Source organism: Methanolobus profundi (genome assembly GCF_900114835.1).
Lineage (GTDB): Archaea > Halobacteriota > Methanosarcinia > Methanosarcinales > Methanosarcinaceae > Methanolobus > Methanolobus profundi.
Genome location: NZ_FOUJ01000003.1, coordinates 268,250 through 290,554, shown reverse-complemented (window position 1 = coordinate 290,554; position 22,305 = coordinate 268,250). Strand labels below are relative to the sequence as shown.

General features: G+C 44.3%; 21 protein-coding genes. 1 reads left to right on the top strand and 20 read right to left on the bottom strand.

Features of this window, described 5'->3' with window-relative positions; translation table 11 throughout:
• Positions 1–69: 69 nt before the first annotated feature.
• From BM008_RS08840 to BM008_RS08820, 5 genes are all read right to left on the bottom strand, one after another.
• On the bottom strand, positions 70–3,582 hold the full coding sequence (locus BM008_RS08840) for a PAS domain S-box protein (protein ID WP_091936151.1): 3,513 nt from the start codon (positions 3,580–3,582) through the stop codon (positions 70–72).
• A 639-nt stretch (positions 3,583–4,221) separates the two neighbouring features.
• Complete coding sequence (locus BM008_RS08835) at positions 4,222–5,223, bottom strand: class I SAM-dependent methyltransferase (RefSeq protein ID WP_091936149.1); 1,002 nt, start codon at positions 5,221–5,223, stop codon at positions 4,222–4,224.
• 2 nt (positions 5,224–5,225) lie between these two features.
• A complete protein-coding gene (locus BM008_RS08830; protein ID WP_091936148.1) occupies positions 5,226–5,837 on the bottom strand; it encodes a LysE family transporter in 612 nt (203 codons plus the stop codon).
• A gap of 114 nt (positions 5,838–5,951) precedes the next feature.
• On the bottom strand, positions 5,952–6,965 hold the full coding sequence (locus BM008_RS08825; protein ID WP_023846028.1) for a transcription initiation factor IIB: 1,014 nt from the start codon (positions 6,963–6,965) through the stop codon (positions 5,952–5,954).
• Positions 6,966–7,060: 95 nt separating this feature from the next.
• Positions 7,061–7,321 (bottom strand): H/ACA ribonucleoprotein complex subunit GAR1, encoded by a 261-nt coding sequence (locus BM008_RS08820; protein ID WP_091936146.1) that lies wholly within the window; start codon positions 7,319–7,321, stop codon positions 7,061–7,063.
• 242 nt (positions 7,322–7,563) lie between these two features.
• On the opposite strand from BM008_RS08820, the gene ppdK reads away from it, so the two are divergent.
• A complete protein-coding gene (gene ppdK, locus BM008_RS08815; protein WP_177188030.1) occupies positions 7,564–10,224 on the top strand; it encodes a pyruvate, phosphate dikinase in 2,661 nt (886 codons plus the stop codon).
• A gap of 586 nt (positions 10,225–10,810) precedes the next feature.
• Here ppdK and BM008_RS08810 read toward each other — a convergent pair.
• From BM008_RS08810 to serA, 15 genes are all read right to left on the bottom strand, one after another.
• Positions 10,811–11,776, bottom strand: coding sequence for a polyprenyl synthetase family protein (locus tag BM008_RS08810; RefSeq protein ID WP_091936143.1), 966 nt, complete (start codon positions 11,774–11,776; stop codon positions 10,811–10,813).
• Positions 11,777–11,793: 17 nt separating this feature from the next.
• Complete coding sequence (locus tag BM008_RS08805; protein ID WP_091936141.1) at positions 11,794–13,140, bottom strand: RNase J family beta-CASP ribonuclease; 1,347 nt, start codon at positions 13,138–13,140, stop codon at positions 11,794–11,796.
• Positions 13,141–13,201: 61 nt separating this feature from the next.
• Positions 13,202–14,311 (bottom strand): type 2 isopentenyl-diphosphate Delta-isomerase, encoded by a 1,110-nt coding sequence (fni, locus tag BM008_RS08800; protein ID WP_091936139.1) that lies wholly within the window; start codon positions 14,309–14,311, stop codon positions 13,202–13,204.
• A 3-nt stretch (positions 14,312–14,314) separates the two neighbouring features.
• Positions 14,315–15,100 (bottom strand): isopentenyl phosphate kinase, encoded by a 786-nt coding sequence (locus tag BM008_RS08795; protein WP_091936138.1) that lies wholly within the window; start codon positions 15,098–15,100, stop codon positions 14,315–14,317.
• Positions 15,093–16,010, bottom strand: coding sequence for a mevalonate kinase (locus BM008_RS08790; RefSeq protein ID WP_091936136.1), 918 nt, complete (start codon positions 16,008–16,010; stop codon positions 15,093–15,095). Before BM008_RS08790 ends, BM008_RS08795 begins: the two co-directional genes overlap by 8 nt.
• Positions 16,011–16,034: 24 nt before the next feature.
• Complete coding sequence (locus tag BM008_RS08785; RefSeq protein ID WP_091936134.1) at positions 16,035–16,832, bottom strand: MEMO1 family protein; 798 nt, start codon at positions 16,830–16,832, stop codon at positions 16,035–16,037.
• Between the two features lie 67 nt (positions 16,833–16,899).
• The gene (rpsB, locus tag BM008_RS08780; RefSeq protein ID WP_091936133.1) at positions 16,900–17,556 is read right to left on the bottom strand and encodes a 30S ribosomal protein S2; all 657 of its coding nucleotides are present in this window, start codon (positions 17,554–17,556) and stop codon (positions 16,900–16,902) included.
• An 8-nt stretch (positions 17,557–17,564) separates the two neighbouring features.
• On the bottom strand, positions 17,565–17,747 hold the full coding sequence (locus BM008_RS08775; protein ID WP_091936131.1) for a DNA-directed RNA polymerase subunit K: 183 nt from the start codon (positions 17,745–17,747) through the stop codon (positions 17,565–17,567).
• Between the two features lie 311 nt (positions 17,748–18,058).
• A complete protein-coding gene (locus BM008_RS08770; RefSeq protein ID WP_091936129.1) occupies positions 18,059–18,247 on the bottom strand; it encodes a DNA-directed RNA polymerase subunit N in 189 nt (62 codons plus the stop codon).
• Positions 18,248–18,257: 10 nt separating this feature from the next.
• On the bottom strand, positions 18,258–18,662 hold the full coding sequence (locus tag BM008_RS08765) for a 30S ribosomal protein S9 (RefSeq protein WP_091936128.1): 405 nt from the start codon (positions 18,660–18,662) through the stop codon (positions 18,258–18,260).
• A 17-nt stretch (positions 18,663–18,679) separates the two neighbouring features.
• Entirely contained in the window at positions 18,680–19,099 is a 420-nt protein-coding gene (locus BM008_RS08760) for a 50S ribosomal protein L13 (RefSeq protein WP_091936344.1), read from the bottom strand.
• Positions 19,100–19,108: 9 nt separating this feature from the next.
• Complete coding sequence (locus BM008_RS08755) at positions 19,109–19,489, bottom strand: 50S ribosomal protein L18e (protein WP_091936127.1); 381 nt, start codon at positions 19,487–19,489, stop codon at positions 19,109–19,111.
• Between the two features lie 139 nt (positions 19,490–19,628).
• Positions 19,629–20,105 (bottom strand): DUF2240 family protein, encoded by a 477-nt coding sequence (locus BM008_RS08750; RefSeq protein WP_091936126.1) that lies wholly within the window; start codon positions 20,103–20,105, stop codon positions 19,629–19,631.
• Positions 20,105–20,587, bottom strand: a complete 483-nt coding sequence (locus tag BM008_RS08745; protein ID WP_091936125.1) for a hypothetical protein — start codon at positions 20,585–20,587, stop codon at positions 20,105–20,107. The genes BM008_RS08750 and BM008_RS08745 overlap by 1 nt, the downstream gene beginning before the upstream one ends.
• A 52-nt stretch (positions 20,588–20,639) precedes the next feature.
• Complete coding sequence (serA, locus tag BM008_RS08740; protein ID WP_091936124.1) at positions 20,640–22,211, bottom strand: phosphoglycerate dehydrogenase; 1,572 nt, start codon at positions 22,209–22,211, stop codon at positions 20,640–20,642.
• Between the last annotated feature and the right edge of the window lie 94 nt (positions 22,212–22,305).

Below are 22,305 nucleotides of genomic sequence, written 5' to 3'. Positions count from 1 at the left end.
CTCTATATAATGATTTAATGATTTCGCTTATTTGCAATAAGCTCTATCAAAAAGAAGCGACCTGATCAACTATCGTTGCTCTATTTTGAATTTCTTTAATTCAATTGCCAGTAATTCAAACTCCTTTTCTATTTCTGGTATGATCTTCCGGATAGTCCCGATTTTTTCCGACATGGTTGCTACCTCGATCTCTCCGGCTAAGTTACTCAAAATAATTCCACTGAGGTTTGCGCAAGAACTCTTCAGTGAATGTGCATTACTGTTTATGCTACTTATATCTCCTTTATCAATAGCATCCTTTAGATCATCTATCAGGTTTGGTGTGCTTTTCAGGAAAATATCAATTATCTTCCTGGCAATATCCATATCATCCATCATTCTTTCCATAAAGGACTGGCTATCGAATATTGGTAGCTCCTGCTGTCTATCCTTGTTTTCTGAAGGCACATCATTTATGGGTACTTCTTCTAGCACCGTTGACCATTTATTTAGCACTCTGATAAGTGGCTGGAATTCAATTGGTTTTGATATATAGTCGTCCATTCCTGCTTCATAGCAACGTTCTTTGTCTCCTTTCATTGCATACGCCGTCATAGCAATGATAGGAACATGATGATCAAGAACTGCTGACTGCAGGTTACGGATCTGTCGGGTAGTTTCAAATCCGTCCATTTCGGGCATTTGTACATCCATCAAAACAAGAGCATATGTGTTCTCTTCAAGAGTCTTTAATGCTTCAACACCGTTATTTGCAATGTCTGCACTAATACCCAATTTTCTCAAGATGCTTTTTGCCACATTTTGATTAACAATATTATCCTCAACCACTAGAATTCTAAGATCGGTATTGTATCTTTTAATGCCTTCCTGATCAGTGACATCGTATATTTTTTGTTCTGTTGCGTTTGAGCCTGTGTTTTTAAAGTGCTTTTCAACGCTGATAGTGAACCAGAATTCCGATCCTTTTCCTTCCTGACTATCAACACCTATCTCTCCCCCCATCATATCCACAAGTTGCCTGGATATTGCAAGCCCAAGTCCTGTGCCTCCGTAATTCCGTGTTGTTGAAGCGTCAGCCTGAGTGAACTTGTTAAAGAGCAAATCTATCTTGTCATCAGGGATCCCAATGCCAGTATCCTTTACCGAGAAACGCAATGTAACATTTGGATCTATTTCAGATACAAGGCTTACATGGATTACCACTTCACCTTTATCGGTGAACTTTACAGCATTTGATCCAAGATTTAGCAGTATTTGTTTCAGCCGGAAGGGATCCGTTTTGATATATGCAGGTACATCCGTTTCCGTCGTGCAAGTAAGTTTCAGTCCTTTATCGTGGGCTTTTACAGACAACAGGAATTCCAGTTCCTTCAGGATATCTTTCAGATCGATATCCAGTTCCTCCATATCCAGCTTACCTGCCTCTATCTTAGAAATATCAAGTATGTCATTGATGAGTCCAAGCAAAGATTCTCCGCTTTTCTTAATAGTATCTGCATATTGTTTCTGCTCTTCACTCAGCCATGTGGTAAGAAGCAGGTTCGTCATTCCTATCACACCGTTCATCGGCGTGCGTATCTCATGGGACATATTGGCAAGGAACTCGCTTTTTGCTTTTGTGGCTCCTTCCGCTCTTATCAGGGCTTTATCGAGCTCAATATTTTTTGTTTTCAGTTGATCTGCATATTCCTGAAGTTTTTCCTCTGTCAGCTTACGTTCGGTGATATCCCTGGCTGCCGCATATATCATCTCTCCTCTTGGCATGGAATTCCATTCTATCCAGCGGTAAGAACCATCGTTGGCACGATAGCGATTCTGAAAATTAACGATTTGCCTTTGATTTGCCAGTTCAGTGATAATAGCTGTAGTAGCTCCCAGGTCTTCAGGATGTACGAAGTCCAGGAAAGCATGTCCTTCAAGCTCATCAATAGAATATCCAAGTACCTTTTCCCACACAGGATTGAGGCGGATGAACTCCCCTTTGGTGTTGGCAATGCATAGAAGGTCCAGACTGGATGTGAAATAAGCCTCAAGTTCTTCTGTCTTCTCACGCAGAGTTTCTTCTGACTTTTTCTGCTCTGTTATGTCCTGCAACGTGCCGTATAACTTTACAACTTTATCATTCTTTATTAGCGGATGCCCTATCGTTCTGATCCATTTATGGGTGCCTTTTTCAGAGACAAATTCAAGTTCCAGGTCATATGGTTCTCTTTTTTCAATAGCATCATTAACTGCTTTTTCAAGGATTTCCCTTGAGCCCGGAGGGAAACGATCTAGTCCGCTTTCAAGGTCATCTACTACATCTGTTTCATGGAGCCTTGCAACTTCGGGTGTCCATGAAGCCTTGCTTGATTCCACCTCTAGTTCCCATCCTCCGATCTTTGCTATCTTTCCGACTTCACGGAGAAGTGCTTCGCTTTCCCGGAGCTTGTTCTCAGCATTTTTATGTTCGGTGATGTCACGGAAAGACCATACGCGACCAACTATATCCTCGCCGACTTTTTGAGGCAGAGAGTAACGTTCAAAGATACGTCCGTCTGCAAACTCGATATTATCAAAACTGGCTTCCTCTTGCCTTGCATATATTTGCTTTACTCTAGCTACAAACTCATCAGGATTAGATAGCTGAGATAGAATGCTGTTTACTGCATTGGAATCCTCGTGCGAAGAAAGTATTTCTTCCGTAATTTGCCACATTTCGGCAAATTTACTGTTCCATTTGGTGATCTTTTGTTCCCTGTCCACAATTAGGATACCTTCTGCAGTTGATTCCAGGGATGCGTTGAGAAGTGACATCGAATATTTCAGTTTTTCTTCAGCATTCTTTCTTTCCGTGATATCTTCCGTGAAAATAATTATTCCGCCAATGGTGCCATCGGCAGTTTTCCATGGTCTTACTTCCCAGCGGCTCCAGTGTAGTGTCCCATCCGGTAACTTTATGCAATCTTCTTCTTTGCGAATGATCTCTCCTTTCAGGGCACGTTGATGAATTGCTTTATAATATTCGTTGTCAGTCAGAGGTATTAGTTCATAATGGCTCATTCCTGTTATGTCCATGTCACCAAGGGAAAAGGCATTCATCCAGTGACGGCTGGTGGCAACATGTCGCATATCCCTATCTAACATCGCTAATGATACCGGCGCATGCTCAATGAACAGTCTCAGTATTTCCTCGTTCTCGCGTAATTTGCTTTCTGCATTTTTTCGCTCAGTGATGGTGCAACAGAAAAGTTCTTTTTCTTCAACAATTAAGGGAATGCTATGGACCTCAACATTGCGCTTCGAACCATCTGCAAGCTGATGTTCGGAGAAAAAGTGGCTCTGACAAACATTATTTGCTTTTTCGATATTAGCTATTATATCCTGCTCAGGCAGAGTGCTTATGTCAGATATTCTTCTGCAGGTGATCTCTTCACGGCTCCATCCATAAAAGTTACAGGCGGCATTATTTGCATCCACGATATCCTGGCTGAGCGGGTCTATCAATAGCATAGCTGCATGATTGTTTTCAAATAATGTCCTGTATCCGGCAGGATCGCTGCTTATTTTATCATCTGCCGGTTCGCATCCGTTTTCATTCATTATTGCTCTTTCCTATGGCGGTTCATTAGCTCAAGATCAAGTCAATATTTTTATGTAATATCAACTAATCAACTGTTGCTCTTTAGTAATAGCATTGGATCAATTCCACATTATATATAATTACAATTATTCTATCATCTGTGGTGCTATATATCTATTTGCTAATATACGTCTTAACCTATTGATTTTTTAGAAGTGACTAACAAGCTCTTCATAAGAATATATTATATCTGAAACAATATGACAGTAGATTATTCAAATAAAAAAGCTAAATTCATAAAGTTATTTTTAATTTGTTGCTAATTATAGCAGTGTTAATTGTTTTTGTTCTCGGGAATAGCATGAACTGTGGGGTTTGAGCCTCCTGTCTGTTGATCATGAATAGTGTCCATATATATTATACATGAAAGAACAAAGAACAGCACAAATATTTTTAATGATCTTAATATTTTGGGCACCGTAGAGATCCCATTGATGCGAGTGACACAAACTTTGTTCACTTTCATCTTTGTTTCTATGATGTGTACAGAAGATCATTCCTTAGATTATTGCATTTATGTAACTAATACAGGAGTTCTAAAAAGAAAATTTACCGGAGTATTTCCACAGATTATTTTTTATCAGTATGGAATTTCCAGTTCAAAGAACTCTCATTTCAATGCAGACATTGAACTGGTGCGGAGCATATGAACGAACTACTCTTGTCTCTACAAGCTCAGTAGTTCTCCCTGCTCTTTCTGCAGCTTCATCGATGAGCTTCAGGGAACTTTCGAAAAGGTCGTCTTCCGGTGTAATATCATAATAGTGGATGATCGCATTCGGAGCGCAGAGCTTCACGGCTGCATCAAGGAACTCGTTCGCATTATGTGGTAAGTTCATTATCACATGATCAGCCACCGAGGCAAATCTCTCAGCCTCAATATTGGCATCGCCTTCTATGGCTTCCACATTGCTTGTGGAATTTAGCTCGACATTACGGTGGAGGAATTCAACAGCATCCGGGTTCTTATCAATTGCAATGACCTGGATCTCAGGACTTTTCCTTGCTATCATTATGCTGTATGGACCAACACCTGCGAACATATCCACAACGGTCTGGCCTTCTTCTATCTGCGTCAGGATCCTTGCTCTTTCTGTTGCAAGACGAGGCGTGAAATAGGCTCTTTCAAGATCAATATAGAATCGGGATCCATATTCTCTGTGGATCGTCGATGTCCTGTCCTCTCCTGCAACAGTCCTGAATCTGCGTGTCCTGAATTCTCCTTCTACAGGACTCATGGCTGCAAGGACCGTTTTTACGTTCTTTTTTACCGTCATGATGGCATCGGCCACTTTCTCAGGTTCGGCTACATCATCTTCGATAAGTGCTATATCTCCGACGATCTCAAAATGTGGTACGACTTCCAGGAGATCATCAAGTTTCAGTTGTCCTTTCTGTTCCTCGAACTCATGTTCGCCAAGCTCAAAGTCACCGGGAAGTTCCTTTAGTTCTACCTCTTCAGGCTTTCGTGTAAGTGGAAGCAGGAGGTGATCACCTTCTGATATAATGCGTGCGGAATTGTCCAGCAGGTCCATTTCCAGTAGTGATCTGCGTATTGGCTCACCTTTTTTCTTCAGGACTTTGATGCAATTTCTATTCATGTCTACATACCTACGATAAACCATGACCCGAACAGGACAAGGAACAGACCACAAAAGAGCAGTACCCTTTCATAAACCTTTGGGGACATGAGCTTCTTTCCTTTACTGAACGATGCAGACACAACAGTAAAATATCCCAGGTCTGCAAGCCAGTGTCCTGCCATGAACATCACTGCTGCGATCAGACCGATCTCCAGTCCACGCAACACAAGTGCACTCCCGGCTGCCAGCCACCATATCCAGAAATAAGGATTTGATGCTGAAGTAAGGATTCCTGAAAGTACAGGTTTAGAGGTGCTTTTGTTGTGTTCATGCATTGAGTCTGCTGCACCTTTTGCGCTTTTCATGGTCATGAGGCCAAATATCACAAGGGTGGCTCCGCCCAGTATTGATATCGCCATAACCGTGCTGTCACTGACTGCTGTAATACCATAGATTATCAATACGCATACCATGAATTCTATTATGGCATGACCGACAAATATCTCGGGTCCTGCTTTCCATCCTCTTTTCAGGGATGTGTCTATGGTCACAAAAAGCATAGGTCCTGGTACAAGTGCCCCTGTCAATCCCAGGATAAAACCGATTGTCAGCATTTCCAGCAGTTCGAACATAGTCTACACTACTAGAGCATGCTGAATATTGAAAAAGATTTGTAAAAAAGTATATACAACAAAGGAAGCTGTGGTACGAACTTCCTCTGTTCATTAATATTTATATGTGTGTGCTTAGAGAATTATCTCAATGTCAAGCTCTTCTGCAAGCTCTTTGTACCTGTTACGGATGGTAACTTCAGTTACACCTGCAACATCGGCGACCTCACGCTGTGTACGGCGCTCGCCACAAAGGATTGATGCGATGTAGATAGCTGCTGCAGCTACACCTGTAGGGCCACGTCCACTGGTAAGTTCCTTCTCGGAAGCCTGCCTTAGGATCTCGACACCTCTGGACTGAACTTCACCTTTAAGGTTAAGTCCTGAACAGAATCTTGGTACATAGTCTATTGGTGAGGTTGGCATAAGTTTCAGTGAAAGCTCTCTTGAGATGAAACGATATGTCCTTCCGATCTCTTTCCTGCTTACCCTTGATACTTCTCCTATCTCATCAAGTGTCCTTGGGACACTGCACTGGCGGCATGCTGCATACAATGCTGCTGCGGCAACACCTTCAATACTTCTTCCACGGATGAGGTTCTTGTCAACTGCCTTCCTATATACTACTGCGGCAGTCTCACGCACGGTCCTTGGCAGACCAAGAGCTGATGCCATACGGTCAAGTTCGGACAATGCGAAAGCAAGGTTCCTTTCCGTAGCGTTACTTACTCTTATCCTACGTTGCCATTTTCTCAGCCTGTAGAGTTGCGCTCTGTTCTTTGATGAAATGGATTTACCGTATGAGTCACGGTTCCTCCAGTCTATCATAGTTGACAGACCTTTGTCGTGTATCGTGTAGGTCATTGGTGCGCCCACACGGGAACGCTTCATTCTCTGGTCGTGATCGAAAGCACGCCATTCCGGTCCTTCATCAACGAACTCTGCGTCAACCACAAGTCCACAGTCAGAACATACGAGTTCAGCTCTCTCGTAATCCTGTACAAGGTTGCGGCTTCCACACTCAGGACACTGGACCTTTGCTTTTTCGACCTCAGCGCTCTTATCTTTCTCTTTACGTGCTTTGATCATTGCACGTATCTTTTCTCTCTCGGAAGTATCTGAATATCGTACCCTTTCAACTTCGACCATTCATATCACCTTTTATAATCTCTCAATAAAATATATTTGGTATGTTCATCCTCAGTCATCCACAGCTCACAGCGAAAGTCAATCAATTAACTTCATCATTGAACGTAAACCCGCTCGTTAACAAGTTTTTCCAATCCAGAAGCTATAACTCTCTTATCAGGCTTAAGAGTAAAATAGGGCTGGTCAACGGGACCAAATATGCCGGATATCTTTCCAATCGGCTTAATGGACCTGTCCAGGGCAAAAGAGTTAATTCGTGGTAAGTCTTTCATAGAACCGGAAAACTCTTTCCTGTCGCCTCTGACAACAAGTTCATTTTGCTTCGAAATATGCAGGATCTGACCTAATCTTTTCATATGTCTTCGTTCATTATATTTAGGTTTTTGTACTATATGGTGCCTTAATTCTATATATAGTTATCGTAAGCATTTTAATATTAGTTTTTTTCAGTACAAAAACATATCTATCCTTTTTCGGACCATGTCATCGGTTCACAGACCACAACCTTAAAGAGATAAAAGAACAATTGAGGCACGACTTAACATTAATTAAATTAACAGTAATTGTCCATCATATTTTTATGCATGGAGGAAATTCGGTGGCAGATAATAAATTCGTGTATTTTTTCGGGAACGAAGAAACTGAAGGTAAAAATAGTATGAAAGATCTGCTTGGTGGTAAAGGCGCCAACCTTGCAGAAATGGCCAACCTGGGAATCCCTGTTCCGCCAGGATTTACTATAACAACAGAAGTTTGTTTATTGTATCTTGAAAAAGGGGATTATCCTACAGAGGTTATTGACCAGATAAACAATGCGATATCAAAACTCGAAAAGGTAACTGGTAAAAAGTTCGGAGACAATAGTAACCCACTTCTTATTTCCGTCAGGTCCGGCGCAAGGGTATCAATGCCAGGTATGATGGACACTGTCCTTAACCTTGGTCTTAATGATGACACCGTTGTCGGTCTTTCAAAGAAGTCAGATAATGAAAGGTTCGCTTACGACAGCTATCGCAGATTCCTTACTATGTTCGGAGATGTCGTGCTTGACATCGAGCATCACAAGTTCGAATCTGCACTGAGTGCAAAGAAGAAGGCTCTGGGTGTCACTCTCGATACTGACCTGGACGCAACTGCTCTCAAGGAAATTGTCGAGGAATTCAAGAGTATAATCAGGAACAGTACTGGTGAGGATTTCCCTCAGGACCCACGCCAGCAACTCCAGATGGCCATCGATGCTGTGTTCAATTCATGGAACAATCAGCGTGCTATCACTTACAGGCGTCTTAACAACATTCCTGGTGAATGGGGTACGGCCGTGAATGTCCAGTCCATGGTATATGGTAATATGGGCGAGACCTCAGGTACCGGTGTGGCCTTTACAAGGGACCCGGCAACAGGTGACAAGCGCTTCTTCGGTGAGTATCTTATGAACGCACAGGGAGAAGATGTCGTTGCAGGTATAAGGACACCTCAGCCGATCTCTATGCTTCAGCAGACATTGCCTGAATCCTATGCGACCCTCGAGAAGATCTACAAGAAACTGGAGGATCACTTCAGGGACATGCAGGATATCGAGTTCACCATAGAGGATGGTAAATTATATATGCTGCAGACAAGGACCGGTAAACGAACCGCTGCGGCAGCACTGAAGATCGCTGTCGAAATGGTCGAGGAAGGTCTTATCGATAAACGAACAGCTATAACGCGTGTCTCTCCTGAACAGATCGATCGTCTTTTACATCCAACTATTGATTCTCAAGCTGAATATGAAATTGTTGCCACTGGTCTTCCCGCATCTCCGGGTGCAGCCGTTGGTAAGGTCGTTTTCACTGCAGAGCATGCAGAGGAAATGGCAAAGATGGATGAAAAGGTCATCCTGGTCCGTACCGAGACCTCTCCCGAGGATATTGGTGGTATGGATGCGGCACAGGGAATACTTACTGTAAGAGGTGGAATGACCTCTCACGCAGCCGTAGTCGCAAGAGGCATGGGTAAACCATGTGTGGCAGGTTGTGGCTCAGTTACCATTGATATAAATGCATGTACTTTTTCAGTATCAGATGTAACTGTGAGTGAAGGGGACTTTGTGACCATCGATGGAAGTACAGGTAATCTTATCATCGGAAAGGTCGAGCTCATAACTCCTGGTGTCAGCGGTGAACTTGATACACTTCTTGAGTGGGCTGATGAAGTAAGGGAAATGGGTGTCAGGACAAATGCAGACACACCACATGATGCTCAGGTAGCAAGAGAATTTGGTGCAGAAGGGATCGGACTTTGCAGAACAGAGCACATGTTCTTTGGAGAGGACCGTATCCCTGCAGTAAGGGAAATGATCCTTGCAGAAGACACTGAAGTAAGGAAAGCTGCACTTCAAAAGCTTCTTCCAATGCAGAAAGAGGACTTCATGGGTCTCTTCAAGGTCATGGAAGGTCTTCCTGTAACCATCCGTCTTCTTGATCCTCCACTGCACGAGTTCCTTCCAAAGCATGAGGAACTTGCAGACAGGCTCAGGGCACTTGAAGCAGAAGGTGGCAGTGCTGAAGAGATGGAAACTGTAAAGCAGGTCATGGAACGTGTTGAGTCCATGGTGGAGACCAATCCGATGCTCGGACACCGTGGTTGCCGTCTTGGTATAACCTATCCTGAGATCTACGAGATGCAGGTGCGCGCTATAATCGAAGCAGCATGTGAGCTCAAGGCAAGTGGAATGGACATAGTTCCTGAGATAATGATCCCACTGATATCTCATGTGAACGAGCTAAGCTCTACAAAGAAAGACCTTGTAGAGGTTGCAGAGTCTGTAATGGCCGAGAAGGATTGCAAATTCGATTATCTTGTAGGTACTATGATCGAGCTTCCAAGGGCAGCTCTCACAGCAGACCAGATCGCAAAGGAAGCAGAGTTCTTCTCATTCGGAACTAACGACCTTACACAGACAACCTTTGGTTTCAGCAGGGATGATGCAGGTAAGTTCCTTCCATTCTATGTTGAGAACTCAATACTTGAGGATGATCCATTCGCAGTCCTTGATCAGGAAGGCGTTGGTGAACTTGTAAGGATAGGTATTGAGAAAGGACGTTCCACAAGGCCTGATCTTAAGATCGGTATATGTGGAGAACATGGTGGAGAACCAAGCTCTGTTAAGTTCGGATACAACATCGGACTCAACTATGTAAGTTGCTCCCCGTTCCGTGTACCTATTGCAAGGCTGGCAGCAGCACAGGCTGTAATTGAAAAGCAGGACAACTCCTGATTTTCAATACTTTTTCTTTTCTTTCTTTTTAGTTTTTACTGATTTTTTGGTTCTGTATAGATCATGTTGATCTGAGTGACAGCAACATTGCTCTTTTTCATATCTATAAAAGCGATCTGCAATCTAAAAACAAAGTAGCCATCCGCCGAAGGCGGCACATTTCGATGCTGCTGCACAGAAGATAATTACAACGACGATTGTATTTGTACAGAGAATTCTACAGAACTCCTGAGAAGAAAATACAAGTATTTACTGATTATTTTGTTTTTTATTGTGGGAAAACGCCGGATTCGTCGGGCCCTTCGGGATCAACCAGGTAATTCATGACTTATGATCAATTAGTTTACAAACTTCCCTAAAGTTTTAATGGTGGGATCTCTACAGAGCCGATCTTTCCATTTTAACATCCTCTCCACATTTCTGATCGTTCCCTCACATGCTTACTCATAATGAAAGGTTTATCTCCTTGAATTTTTCTTCATATAATGCAGCGTACCTTTAGAAATCCTCTCTTAATTCATTTTACGGGCATAGCCACGGCTCTGTAAAAGAGTAAAATAAAAAGAATAAAAAAGGTAGTAACAGATCAGTATGATCTTGTGATCATATAATCTGCTATTGCCATAAGTATGGTCTTTGATTCGGAATCTTCAACGACATTGAGAAGTTCTTTGCCCTTTGCTATGTAGCTGAGTGCAAGGTCCCTTACATAATCAATGGAGCCTGCATCTTCAAGCTGCTTAACTGCCTCATTGATCTCTTCTGTTGTTGCTTCTCCCTTACCGAATATCTTGAGTTCCACGCCTTTGTTCAGAGCATGGATGGCAATGAGTGTCTTCTTGCCTTCCATAAGGTCACTGCCTCTGACCTTTCCAAGAACTTCTTCAGGGGTGGTCATATCAATGACATCATCATAGATCTGGAATGCGATACCGATGAGTCTTCCACATTCGTAGAATGCATCAGATACTTCTTCAGATGCGCCACCAAGGATAGCGCCGATCTGCATGGAAGCTGCATAGAGCACTCCGGTCTTCTTCTCGATCATCTCGAGATATTCTTCCTTTGTGACGTCTGTGCGGTCCTCGAACTCCACATCCATCCACTGTCCTTCGCAGATATCCCTGCATGTCTTTGAGAGTATGTCGATACATTTAAGGTTCCTTTCAGGCTCGCCCGGTGCACGGGTGAGAATCTCGAAAGCCTTTGAATAAAGTGTATCTCCTGCAAGTATAGCTCCTGCTTCTCCCCATTTGACATGGACTGCAGGCATTCCACGACGGATATCATCCCTGTCCATGATATCGTCATGGACCAGTGTGAAATTGTGGACTAGTTCTACAGCTACTGCAGCTGGGAGTGCGGTCTCCAGATCAGAGCCGACTGCCTCTGCTGCGAGGATAACGGTTGCCGGACGAAGCCTTTTCCCTCCTGCATCAGGAAGGTATCTGGCTGCCTTGTAAAGTTCATATGGTTTGTCGATAGGGAGGTATTCCTCTATTCCCTTGTCGACGTGCACTGAACGTTTTTTAATCTCTTCGATCAGATCCATAATCATCCCTATTAAAATTACTCTTCTTCAATATAGAGCTCTTCGCCATTCCTGAGAAGGTGAAGTGTATCTCCAAGTATGTAGCCTGCATCCTCTGCCATCTGGATGTACTCGCTGTGCATCTGGATGGTTCCGTGTGCAGGTATGACATGTTCCGGTTTCAGCATTCTGAGAAGTTCCCAGTGGTCCTCACGGTATGCGTGACCTGAAACGTGTACATTGTCATATATCCTTGCTCCGCGCATCTTCAACTTTGTCTCAAGTGCATAGCGGTTCGCCTGTGTCATAGGATTTGGTATAATGTTAGCAGAGAATATGATCCTGTCACCCTTGTCGATCTTGAATGGTGTCTCGCCGCTTGCGATCCTGCCAAGAACTGCGCCAGGTTCTCCCTGGTGTCCTGTGACCACAGGGAGGTACTTGTCCTTGCCGGCTTCCATTATCCTTCCAAGTGCTTTGTCGATCTCTCTGCGGTTCCCGTAGATCTCGACATTCTCAGGAAGCTCGATGAATCCCATCTGGTGAGCTGTTGCAATGTATCTCTCCATGGAACTTCCCATAAGAACAGGGATCCTTCCCATTTCCTGTGCGAACTTGACAATTGAGTTCACACGAGCTACATGTGATGCAAAGGTTGTGACGATCATACCAACGTCTGATTCCTCGGTCTCAAGAAGTACGTCCCTGAGCATTGAGTGTGCTATCATTTCAGATGGAGCTTTTCCATTACGTCCTGCATTTGTACTCTCTGTGATGAGTGCGATAACGCCATCCTCTCCAAGTTCCTTGAGCCTTGCAAAGTCAGGTGCCTCTCCAAGTGTAGGGGTCCTGTCAAGCTTGAAGTCACATGCATATACCAGTGAACCGCTTGATGTGTGGATCACAAGGAATATTGTGTCGATTATACTGTGCTGGGTGTTGACGAACTCGATGGAGATGTCCTTTGTGATCTCCATTGTCTCCCCTGCCTTCATGGATACAATGTTGTTCTTAACTCCGAATTTCCTCTCAGATTCGATCTGGTGTTTGATGAGGGTTGTTGTATAAGGTGTTCCTATGATCGGAGCTGCATACCTGTGTGCAAGTTTTGGAATTGCACCGATGTGGTCAAGGTGTCCGTGTGTACATACGATAGCACGTACGTTACCATTTACCTCTTTCATGATGGTATCGTCAGGGATCGCTCCCATCTCGATAAGCTCAAGTGAATGCATCTTATCGGTCTCTACGTCCTCGTGTATCTGAACTCTGTCCAGACGGAGGCCCATATCAACGATGATGATATCATCATTGATCCTTATAGCAGTCATGTTACGGCCCATTTCGTTATAGCCGCCAACTGCAATGATTCCTATTTCGGTCATATATATTACTCGCTTATTATTAAAAATATTTTATTTAACTATTCCCTTTGAGTGATGAATGTTATACTGCAAGGAGATCATTGTTCGTTGAACGCATGGCAAGATCTTTGACATTAAAACCACGCAGTTCCAGATACTCCCTTGTCCAGCCACTTACAACTGCAGGTGCCAGATGCAGGTCTGTTATGTTCTTGCAACCGCATAGGAACATTGCCACCTTAAGCTCGTTAAGCATGTGCTGGATACTATCTACTACATTGTCCTTTCCTTTCATAGCAGGTTCAACAAAAGGAAGTGCTGCACTTGCAACTGATGCTCCCAATGCAATTGATTTTGCTATGTCAAGTCCGGTTCTCAGTCCGCCGGTAGCTATGACCGGCAGTGATACACTACATTCTACTATACTTGGTGCGGTAGGTATGCCAAAGTCCCAGAACAACTCTCCAAGTAGTTCTGATTCCCTGTCCTTTCTTTCTCTGGCGCGGTATACTTCTACACCGGACCAGCTTGTACCTCCGACCCCGCCTACGTCTATGGCGGATACTCCGGCCTCTTTCAGTATGAAAGCATCTTCGTGTGAGATGCCTGCTCCGGTCTCTTTGATGATCACCGGTACTGCCAGTGAGCATATATCACTGATAACTTCAAGTGCTCCTGAGGCATCTCTGTCACCTTCAGGTTGTATGGCTTCCTGGAGGAAGTTAAGGTGAACTGCAATAGCATCGGCATCGATCATCTCAATGATCTTCTCAACGCCTTCAACGCCATATTCTCGTATCTGTGCAGCTCCGATATTACCATAGACAAAAGCATTTGGTGCCTTGTCCCTGACAACACTGAAAGACTCCTCTTGTGAGGGGTCCTCAATTGCTGCTCTTTGACTGCCGACACCTATTCCTATTCCGAGTTCCTCTGCAGCTTCTGCAAGTGCTGCGTTGACCGCAGTTGTCTCGGGGTGTCCGCCGGTTATGGATGCGATCATAAAAGGTGCATTCATATCCTTTTCCAGAAAACGTGAGGACAGGTCTATGTCATCCATGTTCATCTCCGGCAAGGCTCTGTGTACCAGCATTACGTCATTGAAACCTGGTCCTGTTTTCCTTGATTCTACCGGACTTGCAGCGCATAGCTCTAGATGCTCTATCTTTCTCCTGGAAGTGCTCATAATAATACCTTAAATTGATCTTGTCCCTGCACCGGATATTGCGGTGCCTATATTATTCCCGTTCAGGAAACCGGATACGTTTCCTGCATTACCTGCATTGAATATATAAGAAGTACTGTTCGATCCTTCACTAAGGTTTAAAAGCTCAAGTACTTTTCCCAGCATACCGCCTGTTACATCGGTGTTGGCCGAACCGCCGAGATATTCTTTTATCTTATCAAAATTGGCGTTGCTGATATTTGGTATCACTTCGCCATTATTGTCAAGGACACCTTCCTCGGCACTTCCGATGCCAATTCTTGCAGCCTTCATCTCGATTGCCAGGTATGGTACTATCTGATCGCCTGAAAGGACCGATGTTCCCATCTCAGTATCCATTACCATGTCTCCATGCAATACGGGTACAAATCCATTTGCAAGCATCTCCTCTATCTGATCAAGGAACATGCTCTTTATGCGGCTGTTCTCGGATACTGCACATGCCATGGGATGGACTGGCAATGCATTGACCCCTGCAGAATTCAGAGCTTCAACGACCATGGTGTTAAGCTTTCTTACTGACATGTGGGTTATTATTGAACCTTCGTGGTCGAACTTTCCTGTAAGTCCGAAACGTTTGACCTGTGGATGGCCGAATGATCCGGCTCCATGTACGATGATAAGCTTTCCTTCAAAACCAGCGATCTCGCCAGCGATACGTTCGATCTCATCCATTCTCGCAGCACCGTCATCAGCACTTTTATCGGTAATGACACTGCCACCTATTTTCAGGATGGTGATATTACTATTATCCATTCAATGACTCCAGTCGTACGCCTTCTTCCGTATTCTTGGTAATAATGGCTTCTCCGCCTGCATCTTCGATGGCATTTGCAATGGCTGAGGTGGAATCCTTGCCTGCAAGTGCTACCATGCACCCTCCTCCTCCTGCGCCTGTGATCTTGGCACTTATTGCACCATTGTTACGGGCTGCATAGACAAGTGTCGAGAGCTCAGCACTTCCCACACCAATGGCATCAAGGAGCCCCTGGTTGACGTTCATCAGCTTTCCAATGGTCTCATAATCATTTTCATGGACCAGTTTTTCGGCAAGTAATGACATCTGTCCGATATCTGATAATATTGGCTCGATGATCTCGGGAAATTCGCTTCGAAGCTTTGCAACGTTCCCTACAAGTTCCTTTGTAGAGGAGAATCTGTTAGTGTTCCCTATGACAATAGGGCATTCAATGAGCGGAAGTTTCTTTCTTTGCGGTATCATCACGACACCGCCCATGGTACTAACATATGTGTCAGTTGGGCTTGCATTGCCCTGTACCATTCTTTCTATCTCGTGTGCCTTTCCTGCTATGTCCTCCAGGGACAGGCCACACTCATAAAGGATGTCAAGTGCCTTGATGGTTGCAACGGTGACGGCTGCAGATGAGCCGAGGCCAGAACCTACGGGCAGTTCGGATTCTATCCTGATCCGCACACCTTCTATATTTGCCAACTGCTGCATCTTTTCGATGGCATAGGATACATAAGGGTGTGTTTCGTGATCGATCCCTGTGGTGCCAAGTGTTGATTCTATTATAATGCTCTCACTCTTCTCTACATGGACCTTTGTACGAAGCTCCACGGCACAACAGATCGCACTCTCTCCGTAAACTACGGCGTGTTCACCAAAGAGGTAAACCTTTCCTGGTGCAGAACATGTGATCACTTAATTCCCTCGTGATATTGAGCCTTACTCCACGACAATGGCCGCGTATCCCACGACCCCTGACATATCTCCGGTCACATCCCCACTGGTAGCATACTTTAACAGTGATACGCTACTGGCACCAAATTCCATTGTGGCTGAGAGCATTGCTGCTATCGGTCCGAATCCACATGCTGAGATGTTCCTCTCATCCTTTCGTCTGTAGAATTCAGGAATATCCATCTTAAGGATCGGTTCGATAAGATAGTTGTCATTCTCTCTGGCAACATCATCAGGTTGATAGTGTGTAAAGTCACTGGATGCGATGAACACTACTTTCTTTCCTGTGGCCTTTGCTGCTTCTGCAACTTCCTTTCCTACTTCTATTGCAGTTTCTTCATCCTGAAGTCCCATGCATATTGGTAGTATCTTGAAGTCACTGCCGAACATGTACTGTAAAAAAGGTACCTGCACTTCAATGGAATGTTCATAATGGTGGGCAAGCTCATCGAAGTCTATGATGGTCCCAGCAAGGAGCTTTCCTATGTCCTTATCGGTTTCGACAACTCCCAGGGGAGTTTTCCATGTGTCCTGTGACAATGCCACAGGTGAACCATAACCTGTATGGTTAGGTCCGAACAGGACATATGTATCTGCCTTTGGTAATTGTGCAAATGCATGTGCTGCCACTTCGCCTGAATATATATATCCGGCATGAGGTACAACAGCACCAAGGATGGGCTTCTCTGAAGCAGCCGCATCCTTAAAGCACTTGCTGAGTTCCTTGTTTAGACTCTTTGTATTTAGTGGATAGAACTGACCGGCAACGGTTGTCTGTCTCATACTACTATTCACCCAATTAATAATACGGGTTTTTGGTATATGTAGTATGCTTCAACAAGCTACCAGTTCAGACTCCAGCTTCAAAGTCCTCAAGTTCGTATGTGAACATTGAGTCGTTGGACTTTGAGATCTCCCTTGCAAGCAACCAGTAGACGAGGGAAAGTGCCTTTCTACCCTTGTTGTTTGTTGGGATGACAAGGTCAACGTTTGATGTCATGTTGTTTGTGTCACAGAGTGCCACAACAGGTACACCGATGTTGACCGTTTCCTTGATGACCTGTGCATCTCCGGTTGGGTCGGTTACGATAACTACATCAGGTTCGTAGAAGTTCTCGATCTTAGGGTTTGTGAGGATTCCCGGGATGAACCTTCCTACCATTGACTTTGCGCCAATTGCTTTTGCGAACATCTTTGCAGGGAATTGACCGTACTGTCTTGCAGAGACCACAAGGATCCTCTGTGGGTCATACTGTGAAAGGAAGTTTGCTGCAAGCTTTATTCTCTCATCGGTTGCCTGAATGTCGAGTACGTAGAGACCGTCTGTCCTTACACGGTAGACGAATTTCATCATGTTCTCTGTCTTCTGCTGTGTACCTATGTGAACACCTGCTGCAAGGTACTCGTCTATTGGGACAAGGGATGTTGTTTTAGGCTCTTCACCTGCATCTCCAGTTGTCTCTTCAATGTTAGTTTCGTTAACTGTAGTTTCCTCTGTTGGATCCATAATATCACCTAATTATCAAAATCTCGTTTAACTGTTATCGGAATTACTCCGAGTTCAAATTCTCGTTTGGCAAGAAATAATGAGTTCATGCTTGGATCATCGATAAGCACTGGGGCTCCCATTGAGATCTGCAGCGCTCTTGCACCAACAATTCTCGCCTTTTCATACCTGGTATAGTGTTCTGTAGTCAATAGATCACCTGATCAATTTCATTATCGAAAATATCAATAGTCCATTTGTTGATAGCTACTCCTATTGCTTCCAAAAAGTGTTCCTGTATGAGTATGAATAGCCATTAATGCGGTCAATGATAACCATGATAAATAAATTTTATTCGGAATCCCTCCGAACGTGGTTCTAATACTTTCCTTCCTTAGTTGTAATGTTGGGTAAAGGGTATGTGCCTGCTGAGGTCTAAACTCAGACCCTGGCGTGTTTCGCATAGAAGATACATCTTATATGTCCCGAACGCTGATGGATGGTCCAGGCTACCCTACAACCCTTACTGGTATGGGGCAAGTGTATCTACTAGCTCGACATGTGAAAGGATCATCCTTCTGCAGCAATATCTTGTGACACCAAGGTCATCAAGGACTGTTGCAGGGTCTTCTCCTTCGCTTACACGCTGTTTGTACTCTTCCCAGCAGCTTGATACTACTTTCCCACAGCTGAAACATCGAACTGGTAACATATCCTATTGCCTACCTGTATGACTTCTGATACTTAGCACGTGCACCTGGTCCGCCAAACTTCTTTGTCTCTTTCTGTCTGGAGTCGTTGACAAGAAGGTTACGGTCGTATGCCATGTATGTATCTCTGAGATTTGTATCGTTGGTCCAGTCTACAATGCCTCTTGCAATTGCAGTTCTGGCAGCACTTGCCTGACCGATGATCCCGCCGCCGCTGACGACCACATCGATGTCAAGTCCTTCTGCTGTCTCACCTGCGAGTGAAACTGCTTCCAGTATCTTGAGCTGTGCAAACTCCGGGCCATATATCTCGAGTGGCTTCTTGTTGATGCGCACCTTTCCATTTCCCTTCCTTACTGTTGCACGTGCAATAGCTGTCTTCTTTTTACCTGATGAGGTTATAAATTTAGTGGACATTATGATCTTCCTCCTTCTTAGAACTTAGCACCGAGCTTCTTGCTTACGTCACCAAGTCTGAGGTACTTGTTAGAGCTCAGGCGATCCATGTTTGCCTCTTCTATCTTAATACTTTCCTTGTCCTGGAATTCCATTGGGACACCAACGTACACCTTAAGGCGGGACATTGCGTCTCTTCCTCTTGCACGTTTGTATGGGAGCATTCCCCTTACGGTCCTTTTAAGGATTCTGTCAGGTCTCTTTGGGAAATATGGTCCGAACTCTGGCTTTCCTCTCTTCAGAGTTTCATCATATTCTCTAAGTGTTGTAGCCTTTGAACCGGAAATGACTGCTTTCTCAGCGTTGATGATGTCGATCTGTTCGCCAGCAAGCAACTTCTGTGCCACTGTGCTTGCAAGTCTTCCCATTATGAGTCCTTCTGCATCGATAATTGTCATCTTCTTCACCTACTGCAAGATCTTGATACCAGAGCCCTTTGGGTTCTCTTTCATCATCTCTTCGATAGTCAGGCATTTGCCGCCGACCTCAGCGATCTTCTCCATTGCAGTTGCGCTGAAATTGTATGCAGCAACTGTTACTGCCTTGTTGAGAAGTCCTGAACCCAGTACTTTACCTGCTATAAGGACAGTCTCTCCGTCCTTTGCATATCTGTTGATCTTACTCAGGTTGACCTGTGCGTAGTTCTTGCCAGGCTTTTCCAACCTTTTAGCCACATCTCTCCAGATAGCAGCTTCGTTCTGACGTGCCTCTTCCTTAAGTGCTGCGATGAGCACAGGGGTGCGAGGGTTTGTCTTTCTTTGGATCTTTGCGTTTGTAGTCTTGCTCATTAATGTTCCTCCGCAAGAGTATGTCTCACTCACGCACGGAAGTGCGTTCGAACATCCGTATTATGGTGTCATTAAGTAAGAACATGAATGGTCTGATAAATCAGACTGGTGTCTGAATAACATTAATAGTACATAAAGATTATGTGGACATCTCCTGTTTACTGAAGACCTTATTGTGGATCCGGTCGTATATCAGGTCGATATCACATCCCAGTTCCCGTGCGGTCAAAAGACCTGCGACCTCGATATCCACAAGGTCATCGAGTTGTTCCTGCTTCTTATTTATAAGTGCTGTAGTGTCCCTTGCACTCTTTCCACAGTTTGCGACGATCAGGGCTATTATGTCCTCGATGGCCGATCTCTCTTTGAATATGGATTCAGATGGCTTGAAACCGTGAGGTATCTCAATGTTACTTATATCAAAATTAGGTATGAGTTCCGCTCCCTGGAATTTCAGGAGCTGAGAGCCTATCGCTCTGTCCCTTATCTTGGATGCGACATCAGGTGCCATCCATTTTAGATCAAAGGAAAGCACGAATTCAAAATCCTTGATGGATAGTGAATTCTTGTTGTTACGTTTGAAAGGGGTAGCAGCTACAAGCATCAATTCATCCATTATGAACCTCTGCGAAGCTCATCGATGATAGTGTCAGCAACCCTGCCACACTCCGTCCTTTTCGGACCATCGATATGATTGATCTGGAGTACAAGGAGCTCGCTCTCGACAATAGCCCTTACAAGATATATATCGCCCCTGAATGGGACACGATTGTATTTTCCGTCAAGGTAGCTATATCTCAGATGGATCCTGAAATCCATTATCCCTTCCTTTTCCAGTGTGTCCAGTACGGAATCTACAGTATCATAGTTGAGCGATGAGAAATCGACGCCGTTGGTAACGATCTCTATACTGATCTCTCTTTTGGCCTGTATACGATGTCCTCTCTGCGTAACGGACTCGGTAACGAACATGCCGAACTTCCCGTCCATGTTCGCCATTACCTTTACAAAAAAAGGCAGGTCGGAATGGTAGCGATATTTCTGTTCAAACTCCACCGTCCTGTGAGGAAATCGATGATATATTCGCTTTCGCATCATTATTTTCAGCTACCATCCTTTATTTCTATAAATATTTGTCTGGTCACCTTATTTAAAGCTTGATGAGCTTGGCATCGATGATACCTTCGACCGCTCTCATCTCTTTAAGGATATCCTCAGGGACCTCTGAATCAACATTAAGTGCCATGATGGTGTTTCCGCCGATCTCGGCCCTTCCTACCTGCATGCCGGAAATATTGATGTTGTTCTTTCCAAGTACCAGACAGCAAGGTCCTATCACATTAGGCTTGTTGATGTGGTTTGCAACAATGAGGTATCCTGCAGGGACAACATCTACATGCTCGCCATTGATATTGATGATCTTCCCTTTGCCGCCGACAACAGTACCGGTGATGGATGTCTTCTCAGTGCCCATTGTGATCTCCACTTTGATGGTAGAGCTGAACTCTTCTGTGGTCTCTGACTTGCTCTCGATCACATCGACCTTTCTGGACTTTGCAATTGTGCCTGCATTAACATAATTTACAGCAGAACCAAGTGCAACCTGGAGCATTCCTTTAAGTGCTGCAACGGTAACCGGTCTTGTGTCCTTTTCAGAGATATCTCCGTTATATGCTATCTCGATCTTCTCGTAGTTCTTGCCAAGAAGCTGTGCACATGCGCTGCTCATTGTTTCAGCAAGCTGGATGTATGGTGCCAGCATGGTCATTACCTCTGGCTTAACAGATGGTATATTGATAGCGTTCTTTGCAGTTCCGCCATTAAGTACGGAAACAACTTCCTCAGCAACGGATACAGCCACATTGACCTGTGCTTCCTTTGTTGATGCACCCAGGTGTGGTGTAGCAATAAGTGTCTCGCAATCAAGTAGTGGGCTTTCAAGAGGTGGTTCGCTGACGAATACATCAATAGCAGCACCGGCTATCTTCTTGCTGTTGAGTGCTTCTGCAAGTGCTTCCTCATTGATTATGCCTCCACGTGCACAATTGATGATCCTTGCGTTGCTTTTCATCATTGCGAACTCTTCAGCATCGATTATGTTCCTTGTATCTTTGGTGAGTGGTGTGTGAACTGTGATGAAATCAGCTTCTTTGACGATCTCATGGACTGTCATCATTTTCACGCCCATCTCCTTTGCTCTCTCATCAGAGACAAATGGGTCATAAGCAAGGATGTTCATGTTAAGTCCCTGTGCTCTCTTTGTGACCTCAGCACCGATACGTCCGAGTCCGATAACACCAAGGGTCTTTCCATTCACTTCGATACCCATGAACTTTCCACGTTCCCATTTCTTGGATTTGAGGGACTGGTTTGCCTGTGGTACGTTCCTTGCAAGTGACATCATCATTGCAATGGTGTGCTCTGCTGCGGAGAGCATATTCCCTTCAGGTGCATTGACAACAATGATACCTTTCTCAGTGGCTGCTTCCACATCAACGTTGTCAACACCAACGCCTGCTCTTCCAACTATCTTCATCTTGTCAGCAGCTTCAATGACCTTTCTTGTGACCTGTGTTCCGCTTCTTATCACAAGTGCATCGTATTCTGGTATCTTCTCAACGAGTTCCTCTTCGGAAAGTCCTGTAAGGACGTCAACTGTGAAATGCTGTTGAAGTATTGTTAATCCCTGTTCTGATAATGGATCACTAACTAGTACTTTCATTTTATATATCTCCGCAGATAAGTGCAATATGGATAATTGCGCATTTGATCTTATAGATTTAAGGACTAATGGAATTATATTTTTCCTGCACATT